The sequence below is a fragment of the Mycolicibacterium sp. MU0050 genome (genome assembly GCF_963378085.1).
GTDB classification, from domain to species: Bacteria; Actinomycetota; Actinomycetes; order Mycobacteriales; family Mycobacteriaceae; genus Mycobacterium; species Mycobacterium wendilense.
This window is the reverse complement of the sequence record NZ_OY726395.1, coordinates 1435006-1456665: the sequence shown is the minus strand read 5'-3', so window position 1 is coordinate 1456665 and position 21660 is coordinate 1435006. Positions and strand designations below refer to the sequence as shown.

The window sequence follows — 21660 nt, the reverse complement described above, 5'->3', positions numbered from 1 at the left end:
CGTTGCGCCGGAAGTTACTCGACCTTTTCGGCCGAAAGGTGAGTCTGGGCGCGCTGGGGCTAGGATTCGGCGTACTCGCCGAGGGCCGGCGGCGGGCGGTAGTCGGGCTCGTAGCCGTCGATCCGCACCGAGCTGGCCACCAGGCGATACGGCCCGGCCGTCACCACCATCTCCGGCAGCGCGTCCAGCGCCTCCGGCAGCGAGCGCACGGCGGCCGCGGGAATCCCCAGCGGCTTGAGCCGCGCCTCCCAGTTCCGGGCGGTGTCGCCGGCCAACGCCTCCGACACCAGCGTCAGCACCTCGTCGCGGCGCTCCGCGCGCTCGGCCATCGTCGCGAACGGAAGTTGCGCCCCGGCAGTGAGACCCGCCTCGGTGGCGAACGACCGCCAGAACCCGTCGTGGGTGATGAACAACGCGAGGTGCCCCTCGGCGGTCGGGAACAGCTGCGCGGGAACGTAGAACGAATGTGCACCGCCGGCCCGCCGCTGCGGCTGCACGCCGTTGTTCAGATACGCCGAGGCGTGATAGTTCAGCTGCGAGAGCATCACGTCGCGCAGCGACACGTCGATCTGGCCCCCGCGCCCCGAGACGATCTGCGCCAAGAGCCCCAGGGCCGCGGTCAAGCCGGTGGAATTGTCCGCCGACGAGTAGCCCGGCAGAACGGGTGGGCCGTCGGGGTCGCCGGTCAGCGCGGCGATGCCGGTGGCGGCCTGCACGACGTAGTCGAACGCCGGATCGTCCCCGCCGTAGAGCCCGAAGCCGGTCAGCGCGACGCAGACGATCTTGTCGTTGTGCCGCCGCAGCGCCTCGTACGTCAGGCCGAGCTTCTGGATCGCCGACGGCTTCAGATTCACCAGCAGCGCATGGGATTCGGCCACCAACTCGCCGAGCCGCCGTTGGCCCTCCTCGGTCCCGAGCTCCAGGCACACGCTGCGCTTGCCCCGGTTGAGGCTGGCGAAGTAGCTGTCGCTGACCTGCCGGGAGATGTCGCCGGCGGGCGGCTCGATCTTGATCACCTCGGCGCCGAGGTCCGCCAGCATCATCGTGGCGTACGGACCCGCCAGCATGGTGCCGACCTCGAGCACCCGGATGCCCGAGAGCGGGCCGGGCACCGAGCTCATCGGACGGCTTTGGCGAGCTCGGCGATCACCTCGCGGGTGCGGTACTTGGAGGCCACCAGCTCGTCGCGGGTCTCCCCGATCGGCAGCAGCCGCACCGACAGATCGGTCACCCCGGCATCGGCAAACTGCTTGAAGCGGGCCAGGATTGCCTCCTCGTCGCCGGCGGCACACAGATCGCCGACGTCGCGGGCATCGCCCCGGTCGAGCAGTCGCTGATAGTTCGGCGACGTCTCGGCCTCGGCCAGGATCCGATTGGCCCGCGCCTTGGCGGCGTCGATCTCGGAGTTCGCGCACAGGCACACCGGGATGCCCGCGACGACACGCGGCGCCGGCCGGCCGGCGTTCTCGGCGGCTTTGTTGATGCGGGGGGCGATGTGGTCGCCGATGGCGCGCTCGTCGGCCATCCACAGCACGGTGCCGTCGGCCAGTTCGCCGGCGATCTGCAGCATGACCGGTCCGAGTGCCGCGACGAGCACCGGCAACCGGGGCTCGGCGCCCAGCGCGGTCGGGTTGTGCACCGTGAAGGTGTCGTTCTCGACGTCCACCGGGCCGGGCCCGCTCAGCGCCGCGTTGAGCACCTCGAGGTAGTCGCGGGTATAGGCGGCCGGCTTCTCATAGGGCAGGCCGAGCATGTCCTCGATGATCCAGTGGTGCGACGGCCCCACGCCCAGCGCCAACCGGCCACCGGCCCCGGCGTGCACCGAAAGCGCCTGCCGGGCAAGGGCAATCGGATGTTGAGCCTGCAGCGGCACCACCGCGGTGCCGAGCTCGATCCGGGAGGTCCGCGAGCCCATCAGCGACACCATGGTCAGACAGTCGAAGTCGTCGGGCACCTGTGGCATCCAAGCCGTGTCCAGGCCCGCGGATTCGGCCCACTCGATATCGGCCAGCAGCTTGGTGACCTTGCGGGTCATGTCGCCCCGCTCGGCACCGATCATCACGCCCAGTCGCATCAGCTCGCACTCCCCTCGGCGGCGACCGGCGTCCCGGTCAGCGCACGGACGTCACGGACCAGCACGTCCAGCGGCGTGCCCGTCGGGAACACCGCGGCGGCTCCGGCGTCGAGCACCTTCTGCACGTCACCCTGCGGGATGGTGCCGCCGACGACGACGGCAATGTCCCCGGCGTCCGCCTCGCGCAGCGCACTCACCACCCGCGCCGTGAGCGCCAGGTGGGCACCGGAGAGAATCGAAAGTCCCACCACCGCAACGTCTTCCTGTACCGCGATGGACACGATGTCCTCGATCCGCTGCCGGATTCCGGTGTAGATCACCTCGAACCCCGCGTCCCGCAGGGTGCGCGCGACGATCTTGGCGCCGCGGTCGTGGCCGTCGAGGCCGGGCTTGGCGACCAGAATGCGCGCCGGGTTGGTTGAAACGTCAGTCATCTAGAACACCACCGGTTGTTGGAATTCGCCCCAGACCGCCTTGAGCGCCGAAACCATCTCTCCGACGGTGCAATAGGCGTTGGCGCAATCGATCAGGGCATGCATCAGGTTGTCGGTCCCCTCGGCGGCACGCGAGAGCGCGGCCAACTTGGCTGCGACGTCGTCGCTGTCGCGCTCCGCCTTGACCCGAGCCAACCGCTTGAGCTGCAGCTCGCGGCCCTCGGCGTCGAGTTCGTAGGTGGAGATGTCCGGTGGCGGCTCGTCGGAGACGAACTTGTTCACCCCGACGACCGGCCGCACACCGGATTCGACCTCCTGGTGGACCTTGTACGCCTCGTCGGCGATCAGACCCTGCAGGTAGCCGTCCTCGATGGCGCGCACCATGCCGCCGTGGTTCTCCAGGTCCGCCATGATCTCGATGATCTTGGCCTCGGTGTCGTCGGTGAGGGCCTCGACGAAGTACGAGCCGCCCAGCGGGTCGGCGACCCGCGTCACCCCGGTTTCATACGCCAGGATCTGCTGCGTGCGCAGGGCCAGCGTCGCGGATTCCTCGCTGGGCAGGGCGAACGGTTCGTCCCAAGCCGCGGTGAACATCGACTGCACCCCGCCGAGCACCGAGGCCATCGCCTCGTACGCCACCCGCACCAGGTTGTTCTGGGCCTGCGGGGCATACAGCGAGGCGCCGCCGGACACGCAGCCGAAGCGGAACATCGACGCCTTGTCGGTGCTCGCCCCGTAGCGCTCCCGCACGATCGTGGCCCAGCGCCGCCGGCCGGCGCGGTACTTGGCGATCTCCTCGAAGAAGTCGCCGTGGGTGTAGAAGAAGAACGAGATCTGCGGCGCGAACTTGTCGATGCTCATCCGGCCGCGCTCGATGACGGTGTCGCAGTAGGTCACACCGTCGGCCAGGGTGAAGGCCATCTCCTGCACGGCGTTGGCGCCCGCGTCGCGGAAGTGCGCGCCGGCCACCGAGATGGCGTTGAACCGCGGCACCTCGGCGGCGCAGAACTCGATGGTGTCGGCGATCAGGCGCAGCGACGGCTCGGGCGGCCAGATCCAGGTGCCGCGCGAGGCGTATTCCTTGAGGATGTCGTTCTGGATGGTGCCGGTCAGCTTCTCCCGGGGCACGCCGGCCTTCTCGGCGGCCGCGACGTAGAAGGCCAGCAGGATGGCCGCGGTGCCGTTGATGGTGAAGCTGGTGCTGATCTTGTCCAGCGGGATGCCATCAAAGAGGACCTCGGCGTCGGCCAGGGTGTCGACGGCGACGCCGACCCGGCCGACCTCCTCGCCGTACTCGGCGTCGTCGGAGTCGTATCCGCACTGGGTGGGCAGGTCGAGCGCGACCGACAACCCGGTGCCGCCCTGGTCGAGCAGGTAGCGGTAGCGGCGGTTGGATTCCTCGGCGGTGCCGAAGCCGGAGTACTGCCGGAAGGTCCACAGTCGCCCGCGGTACCCGGACGCGAAGTTGCCCCGGGTGAAGGGGTACTCGCCCGGCGCGGGCGGATCGGCCGGCGGGTCGGTGGGACCGTAGACCGGTTCCACCGGGATCCCGGATGAGGTCGAGGCTGTGTAATCCATCGCGCTCCAGTCGTGGATAGATTATCGATCAGGTTCCGATAACGTACTTCCAAAAAAAGAGAATGCCAATATCGTACGTTGCAAATGAGCAAGGGAGAGACATGACCAACAGTTCCGACGCCGCCGCCCTGCGCGACCGCACGCTCGTCATCTCGGGGGCCAGCCGCGGGATCGGCCTGGCCATCGCGGTGGCCGCGGCCCGCCACGGCGCCAACGTGGTGCTGTTGGCCAAGACCGCCGAGCCCCATCCGAAGCTGGCCGGCACCATCTACACGGCGGCGGCCGAGATCGAGGCGGCCGGCGGCAAGGCCGTCCCCGTCATCGGCGACGTGCGCAAGGAAGAGGACGTGCAGCGCCTGGTCGACACCGCGGTGGCGCAGTTCGGCGGCATCGATATCTGCGTGAACAACGCCAGCGCCATCTCCACCGATCCCACCCACGAGCTGCCCGCCAAGAAGTTCGACCTGATGATGGACATCAACGTGCGCGGCACATTTCTGCTGACCAAGGCGTGTCTGCCGCATCTGCGCAAGTCCGCCGACCCGCACGTGCTGACCATCGCGCCGCCGCTGAACATGAGCCCCTACTGGCTGGGTGTGCACCCGTCCTACACGCTGTCCAAGTACGGCATGACGCTGCTGTCGCTGGGGTGGGCCGAGGAGTACCGCGCCGCCGACGGCCAGGCGGGCATCGGCTTCAGCTGCCTGTGGCCCGAGACCTACATCGCCACCGCGGCGGTCACCTCGCTGGCCGCCGGCACCGAGCTCGCGGCGTCGTCGCGCAGCCCGGAGATCATGGGCGATGCCGCGGTCGCGATCCTGTCGCGCCCGGCCGCCGACGTCACGGGAGGCTGCTTCATCGACGCCGAGGTGCTCACCGAGGCCGGCGTCAGCGACCTGTCCCGCTACGGCGGCGGCGACAACCCCATCCCGGACCTGTTCCTGGACGCCGCCGAACCCCAGCGGTGAAAACACCGCTCTCCATTTAGGAGAGCGCTCCCCCGGCCCCGAGGAGAGGCGCCCATGGACGACGACACCTACGCCCGCGGTAAGCGGATCCGCAGCGCCGTGCTGGGCCGCGCCTACGTGGAGAACGCAACGGCGAACGCCGACGACTTCTCCCGCCCGCTGCAGGACCTCGTCACCGAGTACTGCTGGGGCGCGGTCTGGGGGCGCGAAGAGTTGCCGCTGGCCACCCGCAGCATGCTGAACCTGGCGATGATCGCGGTCCTGAACCGTCCGCAGGAACTGCGCACCCACCTGCGCGGCGCGCTGAACAATGGCGTCAGCCGCGAGGAGATCCGTGAGGTCTTTCTCCAGGTCGCCGTCTACGCCGGGGTGCCCGCAGCCGTCGACAGCTTCCGCATCGCCCGCGAGGTGTTCGACGAGATCGACGCCCAGTGAGCGCCCCGCACGCCGAGGTGGGCTTCATCGGCCTGGGCCACATGGGTTTCCCCATGGTGGGACGACTGCTGGCCGCCGGATATCCGGTCACGGTGTTCGACACCCGCGCCGAGGTGGTCGCCGCCGCGGTCGGCGCGGGGGCGCGCGCCGCAGCCGGTCCCGGAGACGTCGCCGGCCGGGCCGCCACGGTGTTGGCGAGCCTGCCCACCCCGCGCGCCTCCGAGGAAGTGGCCGAGTCGGTCGGCGCCGGCGATCGCGTCGCCCGGTTCGTCGATCTGTCGACCGTGGGCAGCCCGACCGCCCAGCGCATCCACGAGCGGTTGGCGGCGCGCGGCATCGCGGCACTGGACTGCCCGGTCAGCGGCGGCGTGCAGGGCGCGGAGCAGGGCACACTGGCCATGATGGCGTCGGGACCGCGGGCCGACTTCGAGGCCGTCGAGCCCGTTCTTCGCGTGCTCGGCCGGCCGGTGTTCGTCGGGGACGCCGCGGGTGCCGCGCAAACCATGAAGCTGGTCAACAACCTGCTGGCGGCGACGGCCCTGGCCGCCACCGCCGAGGCGATGGTGATGGGGGTGCGCGCCGGACTGGACCCGGCCGTCATGATCGACGTCCTCAACGCGAGTTCCGGTGGCACCCACGCCAGCCGGGACAAGTTCCCGCGGGCGGTGTTGCCCCGCACGTTCGACTACGGCTTCGCCACCGCGCTGATGGTCAAGGACGTTCGGCTCTACCTCGAGGAGGCCCGCGCGCTCGGGGTGCCGGTCGAGATCGCCGAGGAGATTGCCCGGCGCTGGGAACACACCCTGGCCGAGGAGGGCGCCGACTCGGACTTCACCTCGGTGATCAAGCCGCTCGAGGCCGCCGCGGGCGTGATCGTTGACGGCCGTGACCGCCAGCCCTGAGCCGCCCGCGAGCGCGACCGAACTCGCGCTGCGCTACGCCGCGGGCGTCGCGTTGGCGCACCTGCTCGCAGTCACCGAAGTGGTCCTGGTGATGACCGCGCTGCGGCGCGAAACCCTCGACGAGAACCAGCCGCCCTTCACCGACGCCAGCACCGGCCTGATCATCGCGCTGGCCGTGGCGGCGCTGGTCGCGGTGACCGTGGGCAGTCTGAGCAACGTCTTGCCGAGCCTGCGCTGGTACGTCGCGGGTGACACCCCCACGCCGGCGCAACGGCGAACGGCGCTGCGCATCGCGCATCGGGGGTCGCTGTTGTTGGTGGCGGTCTGGACGGCCAGTGGAGCGGCCGTCGTGCTGGCCAACCTGCGCGACGCGTTCACCGTGACGGTGCTGGTGGGTCCCGCGGTCTTCTTCGGCGCCACCGCCGCGGTGTGCACCGCGCTGCTGCTCACGGTGCGCACGTTGCACCCGCTCAGCGCCGCCGCCGATCCCTACGGGGAGCGCCTCGACACCGCGGACAACGCGCCCGGGGTGATCGCGCGACTGCTCATGATGTGGGTGCTGTGTTGCGCGTTGCCCAGCGTCGGGGTGGCACTGCTGATCCTGATCCGTTCGCGCGGGTGGATCATCGGCCAGACCTCGTCGGTCGAGATCCCGGTTCTGGTGCTGTGCGGGGTGGCGGTGGTGTGGGGGCTGCGCGGCATGGTGCTGGTCTCCCGCTCGATCTCCGACCCGGTCCGCGAGGTCGTCGAGGCCATGGCCGACGTCGAGCGGGGCGACATCCGCCGTCGCGTCGATGTCTACGAACGCTCCGAGATCGGGCTGCTGCAAAGCGGATTCAACCGGATGGTGGCGGGGCTTCGGGAGCGCGACCGGTTGCGTGATCTTTTCGGCCGCCATGTCGGCGACGAGGTAGTGCGGGTCCTGGTCGACCAGAACGAGGCGTTGTACCGCGACGTCCGCGAGGTGTCGGTGTTGTTCGTCGACCTGACCGGGTTCACCCAGTTCGCGGCCAACCGGGAGCCGGCGGCGGTGGCCGATGTGCTCGACCGGTTCTACCGCGCCGTGGTCGCCGTCGTCGACCAGCGACGCGGCTTCATCAACAAGTTCCAGGGCGACGCCGCCCTGGTGGTGTTCGGCGCACCGGCACCCGCCGAGGACCCGGCCACCGACGCCGCGGCGACGGCGCGCGACCTGGCCACCCGGCTGCATGCCCTGCCGGACTTGGACTTCGGCATCGGCGTCTCGGCCGGCCGGGTCTTCGCCGGCTTCGTCGGCGCCGAGTTCCGGTTCGAGTACACCGTCATCGGCGACCCGGTGAACGAGGCGGCGCGGCTGGCCGACCGGGCCAAGATCAGCCCGGCGCGGGTGCTGTGCTCGGCCGCGGTGCTCGAGTCCTGCGCCGAGACCGAGCGCCGCCGCTGGCAGCACGTCGGCGACGAAGTGCTACGCGGCCGCAGCGCCCCGACGGTGATGTACCAGCCCGCCGGTCACTGACCGTCGTTGGGCGCGACGAACCCGCCCTGCCAGCTCTCCAGCGCCGCGTCCACGCCCGCCTGCACGGCCGTCCCGTTGCCCCAGCCGGCGTAGTAGTGCAGCTGCAGGACGATCTCTTCCAGCTCATCCTCGGTGAGTTCGCCGTTGATCAGCGCGCCCCGCACCTGCACCTCGATCAGGTCCGCGCGGCCCAGCATCGCCGTGGCGCCGAGCACCACCAGCCGCCGGTCGCGCAGCGACAGCCCCGGCCGCGACCAAATCTCACCGAACAGATGGTCGACGGTCATGGCCAGCGCGGGGCTGCGCTCCTCGGGCATGTGCGCGGCGAGCCCGGTGCCGTAGACCTTGTCCATGGTCTGCAGGCCGCGTTCGGTCCGGTCCGCCGACGGCTGCTCCTCGACCACGCCGAGCGTGTCGGCCGCCTTGTTACGGGCGACCTCCACCAAGGGCACCTCGACCCCGCGGTCGGCCGCCAGCTCGCGGGCGGCCGCCAGGTCCTTGTCCATCAGCCGCAGCACCTGCGGGCCGGCCTCGGCGGCGAGCTCCGGTGAGTTGACGCGGTTGCGCAACCAGGCCAGCGTCGTCGCGCCCTGGGGGTCGGCCTCCTCGACCACCTCGACGAGCATCCGCGGGTCCACGCCGGCGGCCTGAGCCAACTCGGCGGCCTCGTGCGCGGCCCGCCAGGAGCCGTAGGTCAGGACATTGCGCGCGATCTTGGTGGCCATGCCCGCACCCAGCGGGCCGCAGTGCACCACCTTCTTCGCGAAGTCGGAAAGCACCGGCATCGCCCGGCGCACGCTGTCGTCGTCGCCGCCCACCATGGCCACCATGCCGTTGGTGGCGGCCTGGTCACCCGGGGTGACACCGCAGTCCAGCACGGTGACGCCGTAGGGCCGGCACTCCTCGGCCAGGTCGAGCACCTCGGGGACCGCCAGGGTCGACAGCAGCGCGACCACCAGGCCCGGCCGGGCGCCGGCGAGCACTCCGTCGGTGCCGCGCAGCACCTCGCGCACCTGGGTCGCGTCGACGACCGCGATCAGCACGACGTCGCTGACCGCGGCGACCTCGGCGGGCGTCGGTGCGGCCAGCGCGAGCCCGAGGTCCTCGGCCGCCTCGGCACGGATGTCGTAGACCACCGGGATCCGGCCGCGGGACTCCAGGCTCACCGCCACCCCGCCGCCGATCATGCCGAGGCCGATGACGCCGGCGCGCGGGGCGATCCCCCCGGCCGGCGCCTCGGCACCCTCGGGCGCCCCGAGCGCGGAGGCGTCGACGTCGGTGCCCACCGGCGGCGACACCATCTCCTCGGCATTGGCAGTCATTGGGACCTCCATCACATAAGCTAACAACGTTCAGTTAACTGAAGCTTAGCCCGGCTATAGACCCCGAAGGGGCCTTTGGCCTGGTGATTCCCCGCACACCCGGAGGTGAACTGTGCAGCGCAACGCACCGACTCGACGCACCGGCCGGCCCCGGAGCCGCCGCGGGCACGGCGACCAGCTGCGCGACGAGATCCTCGCCGCGGTCAATCGGCTGCTCGACGAGTCGGGCAGCGACGAAAAGCTGACGATGCGCGCCGTGGCCCAGGAGGTCGGCGTCGCCGCACCGAGCATCTACCTGCATTTCGCCGACAAGTCCCAACTGGTCTGGGCGGCGCTGGCCGACAAGTACACCCAGCTGGCCGAGGTCATGCGCGCGGCCGACCAGGCCGCCGGAGACGCCGGGCCACGGGACCGATTGCGCGCGCAGTTGCACGCCTACTGCCTGTTCGCGCTGGAGAACCCCGGCCGCTACCGGCTGATGTATCAGGTGCGGCAGCCGGTGGGCGATCCCGCGCAGTTGGGCCGACACCCGGCACGACAGGTGACGGGCCCGCTGCGCCGGGTGCTGCGGGAGTGCGCGCAGGCCGGTCATCCGTTCGCCCTGCCGCTGCATCAACTGGCCTACACGCTGTGGACCAGTCTGCACGGCATCGTGTCCATCCAACTCACGATGGCCGATACCGCGGAAATGCCGTACGCCACCCAGGGCGTGCTCGACCTGGCCGACGGGGTGCTCGACGCCCTGGTCGGTTCCGAGGCCACCGACGGCGCCGAGATCCCCGCGCCGACCGACATCGACCGGGTGATCGCCGCCTCCGTCGTCGACGAGGATTCCAGCTGATCAGCGCGGTGTTCGGCAGCGGGCGCGGGGCCGGGTGAATATCGAACGACCCGGTCCCTTGTACAGGGACCGGGCCGTTCCCGAGGCAAGTCTGGCGCGAGGATGATTCCCACCCGGGGCGCGACTCAAACCCGCTTACCCGACCAAGCCGCAATGGCACCGTAGGATCTCGCAGACATGCGGGTTGACGGGCGCGAGATCACCGTTTCGGGCCGCCTGCTGCAACCGTTGGGCAGGCGGACCAACGACATCATTCGGCTGATCCTGGCCACGGTGTTCTTGGCCATCGTCATCACCAGCTCGCTGATCACCCGCTACGAGTGGGTGGCACTCGAGAAGTCCATCTCCGAGATCGTCGGCGTGCTGACACCCACCCAGTCCAACCTCGTCTATCTGGCCTACGGCGTGGCCATCCTGGCGCTGCCGTTCGTCATCCTGATCGGCCTGATCGCCGCGCGGCAGTGGAAGCTACTCGGGGCCTATGTCGCCGCGGGTCTGATCGCCGGGCTCGCGCTCTCGATCAGCGGCAACGGCATCGCCGCCCCCACCTGGCACTTCGATCTCACCGACCGGCTCGACACCGTCCTGTCGCAGTTCCTCGACGACCCGCGCTGGATCGCCATGCTGGCCGCGATGCTGACGGTGTCCGGCCCGGGCCTGCCGGCGCGGTGGCGGCGGTGGTGGTGGACGCTGCTGCTGGCGTTCGTGCCGATCCACCTGGTGATCAGCGCGGTGGTCCCGGCCCGCTCGCTGCTGGGCCTGGCGGTGGGCTGGTTCGTCGGGGCGCTGGTGGTGCTGGTGGTCGGCACGCCCGCCCTGGAGGTCCCGCTCGACGGCGCGGTGCGCGCGCTGGCCCGCCGCGGGTTCACCACCTCGGCGCTGACGGTGGTGCGCCCGGCCGGCCCGGGGCCGCTGGTGCTCTCGGCGTTGTCGGTGGAACCGGCCTCCACCGTCCTGGTCGAGCTGTATGGCCCCAACCAACGCAGCGGCGGCGCATTGCGGCAGTTCTGGCGCAAGCTACGGCTGCGCACCAGCGAGACCGCGCCCCTGCAGCCATCGATGCGGCGGGCCGTCGAACACCGCGGCCTGATGACCATCGCGATCGGCGATCTCTGCGTCGCCAACACCACCGAGATGTCGGTGGCGCCGCTGGACCGCGGTTGGACGATGTTCGCCCGCACGCCGGCGCGCGGGTCCGCGCTGCACGATGTCTTCGAGGAGACACCCGTGGAGCGGGTGTGGGAGGCGCTCGCGGTGCTGCACCGCAACCAGATCGCCCACGGCGACCTGCGCAGCAAGGAGATCACCGTCGACGACGGCGCGGTGCTCTTCGGCGGGTTCGCGCACTCCGAGTACGGCGCCACCGACGTGCAACTGCAGGCCGACATCGCGCAGCTGCTGGCGAGCACCACCCGGCTCTACGGCGCGGAGGCCGCGGTGCAGGCCGCCATCGAGGTGTTCGGCAAGGACGAGGTGCTGACGGCGTCGCGGCGGCTGACCAAGTCAGCCATGCCCGCGCGGCTGCGCGACTCGTTCGACGACCCCGGCGCCGTGTTGACCGCGGCGCGCGACGAGGTCAAGCGGCAGACCGGAGCCGACCAGATCCAGCCCGAGACCATCACCCGCTTCACCCGCAGCCAGGTCATCCAGCTGGTGCTGCTGGTAGCGCTGGTCTATGTCGCCTACCCGTTCATCAGCACCGTGCCGACCTTCTTCTCCGAACTCCGCTCGGCGAACTGGTCGTGGGCGCTGCTGGGCCTGGCGGTCTCCGCGCTGCGCTATCTGGGTGCCGCTGCGGCCCTGTGGGCCTGCGCCGACGGCGCCGTCAGCTACCGCAACCTGACCATCATGCAGGTGGCCAACACCTTTGCGGCCACCACCACCCCGGCCGGGGTGGGCGGCCTGGCGCTGTCGACCCGGTTCCTGCAGAAGGGTGGCCTGGGGGTGGTGCGCGCCACCACCGCCGTCGCGCTGCAGCAGTCGGTGCAGGTGATCGTGCACGTGTCGCTGCTGATCCTGTTCTCCGCGGTGGCCGGCGCCACCGCGGATCTGTCGCACTTCGTCCCGTCGGCGCCGGTGCTGTATCTGATCGCGGGCCTGGCGTTGGGCCTGGTGGGCACCTTCCTGGTGGTACCCAAACTGCGCCGGTGGCTCGGGACCGAGGTGCGGCCCCGCCTCAAGGAAACGGGCAACGATCTAATCGAGCTGGCCAAGGAACCCAAGCGCTTCGGGCTGATCGTCCTCGGTTGCGCCGGAACGACTCTCGGTTCGGCTCTGGCACTGTGGGCCAGCGTCGAGGCGTTCGGCGGCAACGTGTCGTTCGTCACGATCACCGTGGTCACCATGATCGGCGGCACGCTGGCCTCCGCGGCGCCGACCCCCGGCGGCGTCGGGGCGGTCGAGGCCGCGCTGATCGGCGGCCTGGCGGCGTTCGGGGTGCCCGCCGGCGTCGCGGTCCCGGCGGTGCTGCTCTATCGCATCCTGACCTGCTGGCTGCCGGTGTTTGCCGGTTGGCCCATCATGCGCTGGTTGACCAAGAAGGAAATGATCTGAGCCGGTGGTGCGGGCGGTGGGACTCGAACCCACAAACTCTCTCGAGCACCGGCACCTAAAGCCGGCATGTTTGCCAATTTCATCACGCCCGCATGGCGCTGATCGTACCGTTCGCGCGCCCTCGATTCCTGCCTAGGCCCTGCTAGGCGGTACCTTCGAGGTATGTCCACTACACGGCGTCGGAGATGGGCGCTCGTCGCGCTGGTCGCCGTCGCCGCCGGCGCCTGCCTGGCGCTGTCCTGGTGGCAGTGGACCCGCTACGAGTCCACCTCGGGCACCTTCCAGAACCTCGGCTACGCCATGCAGTGGCCGTTCTTCGCCGCGTTCTGCGTCATCGCCTATCGCAAGTTCATCCGCCTCGAGGAGGCCCCGCCGCAGCCCGACGAGGACGCCGCGCCCCGGGAGATCCCGGCGGATCTGTTGCCCGAGCGCCCGAAGGCCGCCGCGGACGACGACGACGACCCCGTGCTGCGGGAATACAACGCGTATCTGGCCGAATTGGCCCACCACGACGGCGAACTCGCCGACGACGACAGACAGGACAGGACCACCGCATGACCGCCCCCGAGTCGCCATCGATCCCCGCCGGCGCCGCACCGATCGAGACGATCGTCAAGGCGCTCAAGTGGTACCGCATCCTGGCGTGGGCCACGGGCATCTGGCTGATCGCGCTCACCTACGAGATGATCGTGAAATACGTTCTGCGGGTTGAGGATCTGCCCGGCTGGATGGATCTGATCGCGCCCATCCACGGCTGGGTCTACTTCATCTACCTGTTGTGCACCGCGAACCTCGCGGTCAAGGTGCGCTGGCCCATCGGCAAGACCATCGGCGTCCTGCTCGCCGGGACCGTGCCGCTGGTCGGCATCATCGTCGAGCACTTCCAGACCAAGAAGCTCAAGGCCCAGTTCGGCATCTAGGTCCGGGCCGCGCCGCCGGTCACCAACTCGGCGTCCGTCCCGTCGTCGGCCTCGGCGCTGCCCGGCAGCGGGGGCGTCGGGATCAACAGCGCCAGCAGCGCCGCCAGGCCGGCCGCGGCGGCCGCCACGATGAGCGCGGTGTGGAAGGCCGCCAACGTCGGCACCTCGTGTCCCGCGAACGTCATCGTCATGCCCGAGAGAACCGCCCCCACCACGGCGCTGGAGATGGACGTTCCCAGCGCCCGCGCCAGCGAGTTGATGCCGTTGGCGGCGGCCGTCTCCGACATGGGTACCGCGGCGTTGATCAGCGCGGGCATCGACGAGAACGCGAACCCGACGCCGATGCTGATCAGCACGCTGAACACCACCAGCCGCGGCGGGCTGCTGAGCAGCTGCAGCCCCGCCAGGTAGGCCGCGGCGATGATGGTGCAGCCCAGCACCAGGGTGAACTTGTACCCACGGCGGGCGGCCACCCGGGCCGCGACCGGCGAGGTGAGCATCATGGCCACGCCGCCGGGCGCCATCCACAGACCGGTCTGCAGCATCGTCTGCCCCAGGCCGTATCCGGTCTCGGCGGGCAGCTCCAGTATCTGCGGGGCAATCAACGACATGCCGAACAGCGACATGCCGACGCCGATCGAGGCAAGGTTGGTGGTGAGCACTGGGCGCCGCACGGTGGTGCGCAGATCCACGATCGGCGAGGACATCCGCAACTGACACACGGTGAAGATCGCGAAGATCACCACCGAGGACCCGAACAGCACGAGCGTCAGCGTCGACGTCCAGCCCCAGACCGCGCCCTTGGAGATCGGCAGCAGCAGGGTCACCAAGCCCCCAGCGAGCAGGACCGTGCCCAACGGGTCGAAGCGGTCCGCGGAGCGGGGCGGCAACCGCGGCACCAGGAAAACGAAGAGCAGCAACGCGGCCACCCCGAGCCCGGTGGCAAACCAGAACAACACGTGCCAGTCCCAGAACTGCGCGATCGCGGCGGCCATCGGCAGACCCAGCGCGCCGCCGACACCCAGCGAGGCGCTCATCATTCCCATGGCCGCGCCCACTCTGTCGGGCGAGACGCAGGACCTCATCACGCTGATACCCAACGGGATGATCGGAATGCCGAAGCCTTGCAGCCCCCGCCCGATGATCAGTGGCAACAGCGACGTGGTGACCGCCGCCAGCAGGGAACCGGCGATCAAGAACAGCGCGCAGGCGATCAGGATCCGCCTGGTCCCGTACATGTCGCCGAGTCGGCCGAACACCGGTGTCGCCACGGCCGCGGTGAGCAGGGTGGCGGTGATCGCCCAGGACGTGTCGGCGGCGCTGGCGTTGAGCAGCATCGGCAGTTCCGGGAGCACCGGGATGATCAGCGTCTGCATCAGGGAGACGCTCACACCGGAGGCGCACAGCGCGAAGATCAAGACTCTCGGGTGCCCGACACGGGCAGAGTCTGGGGACCGGCGCATGACCGCCCAGGTTACACACTTAGGTCATCTATTCAAATTCTGGCTAGACTCGATGCGGTGTCGGTCGAACCGCCCAGATCCGCACGCACCAGCGACCCCGCCGGTGCGGGTCTGCGCGCGCCGGATCGGCTGTCCGCTCACCTCGATTCACTGACCGGCCTGCGCGCCGTTGCCGCCCTGCTGGTGGTGGCCACCCACGCCGCGTTCGCCACCGGCCGGCTCACGGACACCTTCCTGGGCAACGTCTACGCCCGGCTGGAGATCGGGGTCCCGATCTTCTTCGCCCTCTCCGGCTTCCTGTTGTTTCGCCCCTGGGTCCGGCACGCCCGCGACGAGCGCACCGACAAACCCCGGCTGCGTCGCTACGCCCGGAGCCGGGTCCGCCGCATCCTGCCCGCCTACCTCGTCACGGTGCTGGCGGTGTTCGCCCTGTACACGGTGTTCACTCCCGGCCCCAACCCCGGGCAAAGCTGGTCCGGACTGGTGCGCCACCTGACCTTGACCCAGATCTACACCGACAACTTCCTCGTCACGCTGCTGCATCCGGGCCTGTCGCAAATGTGGAGCCTGGCCGTGGAGGTCGCGTTCTATGCGGTGCTTCCGGCGCTGGCCTACGCATTGCTCACGGTGCTCTGCGGCGGCCGCTGGCGGCCCGGGCTGCTGCTGGCCGGCCTGGCGGCGCTGGCCGCGGTCGGGCCGCTGTGGCTGATCGCGCACTACGCCGGCGACTGGTTGCCGAACTCCGCGGGCATGTGGCTGCCCGCCCACCTGGCCCCCTTCGCCGGCGGCATGATGCTGGCGGTCCTCCAGGCCATGGGCGTGCGGGTGCGCGCCGCGACGACGCTGACGCTGGCGGTGCCGGCGTTCCTGTTGGTCTGCTCCCCCATCGCGGGCGGCACCGCGCTGACCGAGCAGCAGCTGTCCCAGCCGCTGGCCAAGGCCACGTTGTACGCCGTGGTCGCGGTGCTGTTGCTGGCGCCGCTGGCATCGGGGGATCGCAGCTGGTTCAGCCGCGTGCTGAGCACCCGGCCGATGGTGTGGCTCGGCGAGATCTCCTACGAGATCTTCCTGGTGCACGTCGCGGTGATGGCGGTCGCCATGCACGTGGTACTGGACTGGCCGGTGTTCACCGGGTCGACGGCCGGCTTGATGCTCACCACGCTGGCCCTCAGCGTGCCGTTGGCCTGGCTGCTGCGGCGACTCACTCAGACCAGCGCGCGCAGCGCCGGCACCAGCAGGGTCAACGCGCGCCCGCGGTGGGAGGCCGCGTCCTTCTCGGCGGGACTCAATTCGGCGGCCGAGCGCGACGATCCCTCCGGAATGAAGATCGGGTCGTAGCCGAAACCGCCGAGCCCGCGCGGGGCGCGCGCAATGGTGCCCGGCCACTCGCCGCGCACCACGGTCTCGTTGCTGCCGTCGACCAGCGCGCACGCCGAGACGAACGCCGCGCCCCGACGCTCGTCGGGCACATCGGCCAACTGCGCGAGCAGCAGACGGTAATTGGCCTCGTCGTCCCCGTGGGCGCCGGCCCACCGCGCCGAGAGTACCCCCGGCATGCCGTTGAGGGCCGCCACGGTGACACCCGAATCGTCTGCGACACAAGGGATTCCGGTGGCCTCGAAGCCGTCACGTGCCTTGGCCAGCGCGTTCTCCTCGAAGGTGGCCCCAGTTTCGGGCGCCTCGTCATACGGCGGCACATCGGCCAACGAGAGCAACTGCAGGCCGGACACGCCGGCGCCGTCGAGCACCCGCTGCAGTTCCGCCAGCTTCTTCGCGTTGCGGCTGGCTACCAGGATCCGGGCCATCGGGGGCTAACTGCCGAAGGCCTTCTTCGGAGCGGGTCCCTCGGGTAATTCACCCGGGTAGGGCGCCTCCAAGGCCGCCGCCTGCAGGGCGAACAACTGCTCGCAGGACACCATCGCCACGTCGAGCATCTTGTCCAGGGTCGACCGCGGGAACGTCGCGCCCTCGCCGGTGCCCTGGATCTCGACCAGGGTGCCGGTGTCGGTGGCGACGACGTTCATGTCCACCTCCGCGCGCGCATCCTCCTCGTAGGGCAGATCTACGCGCACCCGGCCGTCGACGACCCCGACGCTCACCGCGGCGATCGCACACGATAGCGGGCGCGGATCGGACAGCTGACCGGCCGCCCCGAGGTAGGTCACCGCGTCCGCCAGGGCGACATAGGCGCCGGTGATCGCCGCGGTGCGGGTGCCGCCGTCGGCCTGCAACACGTCGCAGTCGATGGCGATGGTGTTCTCCCCCAACGCCCGAAGGTCGATGCAGGCGCGCAGCGAGCGGCCGACCAGGCGACTGATCTCCTGCGTGCGCCCGCCGACGCGGCCCTTGACCGACTCCCGATCCGACCGGCTGTGCGTGGCCGCCGGCAGCATCGCGTATTCGGCGGTCAGCCAGCCCAATCCGGAGCCCTTGCGCCAGCGTGGGACGCCCTGGGTCACCGAGGCGGTGCACATGACGCGGGTCTGACCGAACTCCACCAACACCGAACCGGCCGGATGTGAGGTGAAGCCGCGGGTGATGGTTACCGGTCGCAGCTCATCATCGGCGCGACCGTCTTCACGAGGGGACACCCGGTAACCCTATCGGTTCGGTCAGCGGGCGCGGCGGACGTCGAAGCTCTCGCCGCACACCACGGCCCGCACCGGCCCGTCGAATTCGGCCTTGGCCTCGCTGATCACGTCCTCCCGCGACGTCCACGGCGGGATGTGCGTCAGCAACAACTCGCCGACGTTGGCCTTCGCCGCGATCTGGCCCGCCTCCGTGCCCGACAGGTGCACGTGCGGCGGCCGCTCGCCGGGGGCGTGCGTCCAGGACGCCTCGCACAGAAAGACGTCGGCGTCGCGGGCCAACTCGACCACGGAGTCGCAGATCCCGGTGTCGCCGCTGTACACCAGCACCGCACCCGAGGGATCGGTGAACCGCATGCCATAGGACTCGGTGGGGTGCGACACCGACCGCGGGAGCACCTCCAGGCCACCGATGCGGACCGGTTCTCCGTCGGTCCAATGCCGGATGTCGAAGATGTCCTTGAAGTCGTCGAGTTCGCCGCCCTCCGGCGAACTCGCGGCGGCCAGCCGCGACCAGGTGTCGCGAGGTCCGTACATCAACCCCCGGCCCTCCGGAGGATTCGGGTGGTAACGCCGCCACACGAAGAGCCCCGGCAAATCCAGACAGTGGTCGGCATGCAGGTGACTGAGCAGCACCGTGACATCGCCCGGGTCCGCGTAGCGCTGCAGGGCCCCCAAAACCCCGCCTCCGAAATCGATGACCAGCGGCGGCGTGTCCGGCGCGGCCAACAGGTAACCCGAGGCGGGCGAATCCGGGCCGCTGACGCTACCGGAGCAGCCGAGCACGGTCATTCGCACAGTCACTAGCTTGCCATGCCCGCCGGAGCTACGACGAAAACATCGCGAGTTTGCGCGAGTGCGGTCACGGCCGGGTCCCCACGTGTCGACGAACCGGTGTCACCCCGGTGATGACCGGCCCCAGAAAACGGGCCGCCAGGGCGGTGAACGCCCCCGGATCACCGGTCGCTTCGAACAGTCGCGTGGGCGTCGAACCATCGGTGTGCGGGTGCAACAGGTCCTGTTCGCTCAGCACGCGCAGCAGGTCCTTGGCGGTCTCCTCGGCGCTGGAGACCAGCGTGACGTTGTCCCCCATGGCGAGCTGGATCAGCCCGGACAGCAGGGGGTAGTGCGTGCAGCCCAGAACCAGGGTGTCGACATCGGCGAGTTGCAGCGGCGCCAGGTACCCCTCGGCCAGGCCGAGCACCTGCCGCCCGCTGGTCACCCCCCGTTCCACGAAGTCGACGAAGCGCGGACAGGCGACGGCGGTGATCTCGGTGTCGCGGGCCGCCGCGAACGCGTCCTGGTAGGCCCGCGAGGTCACGGTGGCCTGTGTCCCGATCACCCCGATCCGGCCGTTGCGGGTGGTGGCCACCGCGCGCCGCACCGCGGGCAGGATGACCTCGACGACGGGGACGTCGTAGCGTTCCCGCGCGTCCCGCAGGCACGCCGACGACGCGGTGTTGCACGCGATCACCAACGCCTTGACGCCGCGATCCACCAGATCGTCCATGATCGCCAGGGCGTGCGAGCGGATCTCGGCCAGGGGCAGCGGACCGTACGGACCGTTGCCGGTGTCGCCGACGTAGATCATGTCCTCGTCGGGCAACTGGTCGATGATTGCCCGCGCCACGGTCAGTCCGCCCACGCCGGAGTCGAAGACACCGACCGGGGCCGTGCGTTTCGCCGCGTCGTCGGTCATGACGTCGGGAACGGCGGACGGGACTTGTCGAGCTTGCGTTGCTGCCGGGCGTTGCGTTCCGGGCCGGACAACAGATAGGCGGCCACCACGCCGGCGATCGCGCCGCACAGATGCCCCTGCCAGGACACCCCGCCGCAGCGGTCCAGTACCGGCACCGCGCCCCACAGCAAACCGCCGTAGAACACCAGCACCGTGATGCCGATGACGATCTCCCAGACATTGCGGGTGAACCAGCCGAAGATCAACAGGAACGCGAGCCAGCCGAAGATCAGCCCCGAGGCCCCGACGTGGACGGTCGGCAGGCCCGCGCAGCCGCCCATGTTGCCGATCAGCCAGGTCCCGAAGCCGCCGAGGATCCAGATGATGGCGGTGGCCCAGACGAAGCGGTTCATCCCGGCCAGCGTCATCAGGAACCCGAGCACCAGGGCCGGCACCGTGTTGGCCAGCAGATGCCCCCAGTTGGCGTGCAGCAGCGGCGAGAAGATGATGCCCCACAGGCCCTCGGTCTCCAGGGGACGGATGCCGTTGGCATCGAGCCGATGCCCGATCAACTGGTCGATCAACTCGATGACGTACAGCAACGCCACGAAGGTGAGGATCGTGGCGCCGCCGACCTTCCACGCCGGTCGTTTCCGCGGCGCGGCACCCGGCTGTGCGGTCATGCCCATAGCTGCCCTTCCAGAGCGTCTTCGGCCGCGTCCAGGCTACCGGCGCGGCCCGACGCCCCACCCGCGGCGGCGACCACGACCGCTCAGCGACCTTCGGCGCGGCCGAACGCCGAGGACAACAGCTGCCGGTATGACCGCACGCCGGCCAGCGATTCGGCGGCGAGCACCCCGGCCAGCACCGCCTGGCCCAGGACGTCGGCGGCGGCCGCGCCGAGGTCGGCCACCAGCTTGGTCTCCGGCGACATCGACGCGGGAGTATTGGGATCGGGGGCCACCTCGATCGCCCCCGTCGCCAGCGCGAACACGGTGTCACCGTCGATCGGGGTGTGCGCCGGCTTGATGGTGTGCGCCAGGCCGTCGTGTGCGGCGGTGGCCAGCCGCCGGCAGCCGGCCGGGCTGAGCGCCGCATCGGTGGCGACGACGGCGATCGTGGTGTTGAGCGCACTGCCCTCGCGGTCGAGCGCGGCGAACTCCTCGATCTGCTCCGGCGTCGGCCGCTGCAGCCCGAACTCCTCGATCAGATGCGCCATCCACGGCAGCCCGGTGCGCGGGTCGAAGACGTTGCCGGCGCTGTTCACCGCGACGATCGCGCCCACGGTCGTGCCATTGTCGAGCGTGCGCGACGCGCTGCCCAGCCCGCCCTTGAGCACGCCGGCGCGGGCGCCGACGCCCGCGCCCACGTTGCCCATCGCGGTGCCCGCGGCAGCGCCGGCGGCGGCCCGGTAGCCGAAGTCGGCGTCGGGGCGGCAACCCCAGCCGCCGACCGGAAGGTCGAAGATGACCGCCGCCGGGACGATCGGGACCAGGCCGCCGTCCAGCGCGACGCCGCGCTCGTTCTCCTCCAACCAGGTCATCACGCCGTCGGCCGCGGCCAGGCCGAAGGCGCTGCCGCCGGTCAGGACGACGGCGTCGACGTAGCGGACGCTGTTGGCCGGGTCGAGCAGATCGGTCTCGCGCGAACCGGGCGCACCGCCGCGCACGTCGACCGCGCCGACCGTGCCCGGCGGGGTGAGGACCACGGTGGTGCCGCAGGCCCAACCGGAGCCCAACGTGACGTCCGGATCGATCCGTTGGTGATGGCCGACGAGGATCCCCGCCACGTCGGTGATCGACCCCGCCGCCATCAGAACTGCCCCATCAAGGCCAACACCAGGTACTCCTGCAGCACGGTCAGCCACTGGTAGACGTCGAGGTGCCCGGACAACGGATGGTCCGCGGGCAGCCGATCGGGGCCGTCGGGGCCGATTTCCAGCATGGCGCCCAGCGACAGCCGGACGTCGTTGACCGCCGCGATCCAGGAGTTGGCCTGGTCCTCGGACAACTCGAAGCGGCCACCGTCGGCCGGGCAGGTGGACAGAATGCATTGCGCTGCTTCACGTTTGGCGTCGATGATCTCCGGCTCGTGCAGGCTGCGCAGCGCCCCGTTGAGACTTTCGGCGGCCGCCGACCCCGCCGGATGGTCGTTGTGCGGCCGGAAGAAGTCCGGCAGCAGCCGCGCCATGGTGGCGTCCTCGGGCGGGGTGGAGTTACCGGTGCGCAGGCCGGTGATCTGCTCGAGTTCGTCGGCGGGCGCCGCGGCTTGGCGGTCGTCGAGCATCCCGACGATCGAGGTCACCAGATTGCGCAACAGGGCCGCCTCGTGCGGGGCCAACGCGGAGCGGAACCGAGGACCGTCAGCGGTGTCGATCCGCTTCCATTTACGCACTCGCGCTCGCCGACC

At 70.3% G+C, this 21660-nt stretch carries 21 protein-coding genes, 1 tRNA gene and 1 pseudogene; 9 read left to right on the top strand and 14 right to left on the bottom strand.

The window, feature by feature from the left end; translation table 11 throughout:
• Window positions 1–59: 59 nt before the first annotated feature.
• Genes R2K23_RS07035 through R2K23_RS07020 form a run of 4 tightly spaced genes read right to left on the bottom strand, consistent with a single transcriptional unit; the run spans window position 60 to window position 4086 of the window.
• On the bottom strand, window positions 60–1121 hold the full coding sequence (locus R2K23_RS07035) for a CaiB/BaiF CoA transferase family protein (RefSeq protein ID WP_316515531.1): 1062 nt from the start codon (window positions 1119–1121) through the stop codon (window positions 60–62).
• Window positions 1118–2074: an LLM class F420-dependent oxidoreductase gene (locus R2K23_RS07030; RefSeq protein WP_316515529.1), complete on the bottom strand. Its 957-nt coding sequence runs from the start codon at window positions 2072–2074 to the stop codon at window positions 1118–1120. Before R2K23_RS07030 ends, R2K23_RS07035 begins: the two co-directional genes overlap by 4 nt.
• The gene (locus tag R2K23_RS07025; RefSeq protein WP_316515527.1) at window positions 2074–2508 is read right to left on the bottom strand and encodes a cobalamin B12-binding domain-containing protein; all 435 of its coding nucleotides are present in this window, start codon (window positions 2506–2508) and stop codon (window positions 2074–2076) included. Before R2K23_RS07025 ends, R2K23_RS07030 begins: the two co-directional genes overlap by 1 nt.
• Window positions 2509–4086, bottom strand: a complete 1578-nt coding sequence (locus R2K23_RS07020) for a methylmalonyl-CoA mutase family protein (protein ID WP_316515523.1) — start codon at window positions 4084–4086, stop codon at window positions 2509–2511.
• Window positions 4087–4187: 101 nt separating this feature from the next.
• Between R2K23_RS07020 and R2K23_RS07015 the strand changes: the two genes are divergently transcribed.
• The 4 genes from R2K23_RS07015 to R2K23_RS07000 are packed head-to-tail and all read left to right on the top strand — an operon-like array spanning window position 4188 to window position 7886.
• Window positions 4188–5054: an SDR family oxidoreductase gene (locus tag R2K23_RS07015; protein WP_316515521.1), complete on the top strand. Its 867-nt coding sequence runs from the start codon at window positions 4188–4190 to the stop codon at window positions 5052–5054.
• A 54-nt stretch (window positions 5055–5108) separates the two neighbouring features.
• The gene (locus R2K23_RS07010) at window positions 5109–5489 is read left to right on the top strand and encodes a carboxymuconolactone decarboxylase family protein (protein WP_316515519.1); all 381 of its coding nucleotides are present in this window, start codon (window positions 5109–5111) and stop codon (window positions 5487–5489) included.
• Window positions 5486–6391 (top strand): NAD(P)-dependent oxidoreductase, encoded by a 906-nt coding sequence (locus R2K23_RS07005; protein WP_316515517.1) that lies wholly within the window; start codon window positions 5486–5488, stop codon window positions 6389–6391. The genes R2K23_RS07010 and R2K23_RS07005 overlap by 4 nt, the downstream gene beginning before the upstream one ends.
• Window positions 6375–7886, top strand: a complete 1512-nt coding sequence (locus R2K23_RS07000) for an adenylate/guanylate cyclase domain-containing protein (RefSeq protein WP_316515515.1) — start codon at window positions 6375–6377, stop codon at window positions 7884–7886. Before R2K23_RS07005 ends, R2K23_RS07000 begins: the two co-directional genes overlap by 17 nt.
• On the opposite strand, the gene R2K23_RS06995 is transcribed toward R2K23_RS07000, so the two are convergent.
• The gene (locus tag R2K23_RS06995; protein ID WP_316515513.1) at window positions 7880–9208 is read right to left on the bottom strand and encodes an NAD(P)-binding domain-containing protein; all 1329 of its coding nucleotides are present in this window, start codon (window positions 9206–9208) and stop codon (window positions 7880–7882) included. The genes R2K23_RS07000 and R2K23_RS06995 overlap by 7 nt on opposite strands.
• A gap of 112 nt (window positions 9209–9320) precedes the next feature.
• Between R2K23_RS06995 and R2K23_RS06990 the strand changes: the two genes are divergently transcribed.
• Together R2K23_RS06990 and R2K23_RS06985 are read left to right on the top strand one after the other, a co-directional pair.
• Window positions 9321–10049 carry a TetR/AcrR family transcriptional regulator gene (locus R2K23_RS06990; protein WP_316515511.1) on the top strand — a complete coding sequence of 243 codons (729 nt, stop codon included), beginning with the start codon at window positions 9321–9323 and terminating at the stop codon, window positions 10047–10049.
• Window positions 10050–10226: 177 nt separating this feature from the next.
• Window positions 10227–12602: a flippase-like domain-containing protein gene (locus tag R2K23_RS06985; protein WP_316515509.1), complete on the top strand. Its 2376-nt coding sequence runs from the start codon at window positions 10227–10229 to the stop codon at window positions 12600–12602.
• 5 nt (window positions 12603–12607) lie between these two features.
• Here R2K23_RS06985 and R2K23_RS06980 read toward each other — a convergent pair.
• Window positions 12608–12694, bottom strand: a tRNA-Leu gene (locus R2K23_RS06980).
• 70 nt (window positions 12695–12764) lie between these two features.
• Here R2K23_RS06980 and R2K23_RS06975 point away from each other — a divergent pair.
• Complete coding sequence (locus tag R2K23_RS06975) at window positions 12765–13160, top strand: hypothetical protein (protein WP_316515508.1); 396 nt, start codon at window positions 12765–12767, stop codon at window positions 13158–13160.
• Window positions 13157–13522, top strand: a complete 366-nt coding sequence (locus R2K23_RS06970) for a DUF3817 domain-containing protein (protein WP_316515507.1) — start codon at window positions 13157–13159, stop codon at window positions 13520–13522. Before R2K23_RS06975 ends, R2K23_RS06970 begins: the two co-directional genes overlap by 4 nt.
• Here R2K23_RS06970 and R2K23_RS06965 read toward each other — a convergent pair.
• Window positions 13519–14985 (bottom strand): MFS transporter, encoded by a 1467-nt coding sequence (locus tag R2K23_RS06965; RefSeq protein ID WP_316515505.1) that lies wholly within the window; start codon window positions 14983–14985, stop codon window positions 13519–13521. The genes R2K23_RS06970 and R2K23_RS06965 overlap by 4 nt on opposite strands.
• A gap of 57 nt (window positions 14986–15042) precedes the next feature.
• Here R2K23_RS06965 and R2K23_RS06960 point away from each other — a divergent pair.
• Window positions 15043–16194 (top strand): annotated as a pseudogene (locus R2K23_RS06960) (acyltransferase family protein); the annotation flags it as partial.
• Here R2K23_RS06960 and rdgB read toward each other — a convergent pair.
• The 7 genes from rdgB to aosR all read right to left on the bottom strand — a co-directional run bounded on the left by rdgB (window position 16191) and on the right by aosR (window position 21645).
• Window positions 16191–16790, bottom strand: coding sequence for an RdgB/HAM1 family non-canonical purine NTP pyrophosphatase (gene rdgB / locus R2K23_RS06955; RefSeq protein WP_316515504.1), 600 nt, complete (start codon window positions 16788–16790; stop codon window positions 16191–16193). The pseudogene R2K23_RS06960 and the gene rdgB sit on opposite strands and share 4 nt — an antisense overlap.
• A gap of 6 nt (window positions 16791–16796) precedes the next feature.
• On the bottom strand, window positions 16797–17576 hold the full coding sequence (rph, locus tag R2K23_RS06950) for a ribonuclease PH (protein ID WP_316515502.1): 780 nt from the start codon (window positions 17574–17576) through the stop codon (window positions 16797–16799).
• 21 nt (window positions 17577–17597) lie between these two features.
• On the bottom strand, window positions 17598–18377 hold the full coding sequence (locus tag R2K23_RS06945) for a cyclic nucleotide-degrading phosphodiesterase (RefSeq protein WP_316515501.1): 780 nt from the start codon (window positions 18375–18377) through the stop codon (window positions 17598–17600).
• A 58-nt stretch (window positions 18378–18435) separates the two neighbouring features.
• The gene (gene murI, locus R2K23_RS06940) at window positions 18436–19272 is read right to left on the bottom strand and encodes a glutamate racemase (RefSeq protein WP_316515499.1); all 837 of its coding nucleotides are present in this window, start codon (window positions 19270–19272) and stop codon (window positions 18436–18438) included.
• Entirely contained in the window at window positions 19269–19940 is a 672-nt protein-coding gene (locus tag R2K23_RS06935; RefSeq protein ID WP_316515496.1) for a rhomboid family intramembrane serine protease, read from the bottom strand. Before R2K23_RS06935 ends, murI begins: the two co-directional genes overlap by 4 nt.
• Before the next feature lie 83 nt (window positions 19941–20023).
• Complete coding sequence (locus R2K23_RS06930) at window positions 20024–21064, bottom strand: P1 family peptidase (RefSeq protein ID WP_316515494.1); 1041 nt, start codon at window positions 21062–21064, stop codon at window positions 20024–20026.
• Window positions 21064–21645 carry an oxidative stress transcriptional regulator AosR gene (aosR, locus tag R2K23_RS06925; RefSeq protein WP_316515493.1) on the bottom strand — a complete coding sequence of 194 codons (582 nt, stop codon included), beginning with the start codon at window positions 21643–21645 and terminating at the stop codon, window positions 21064–21066. The genes R2K23_RS06930 and aosR overlap by 1 nt, the downstream gene beginning before the upstream one ends.
• Window positions 21646–21660 lie beyond the last annotated feature (15 nt).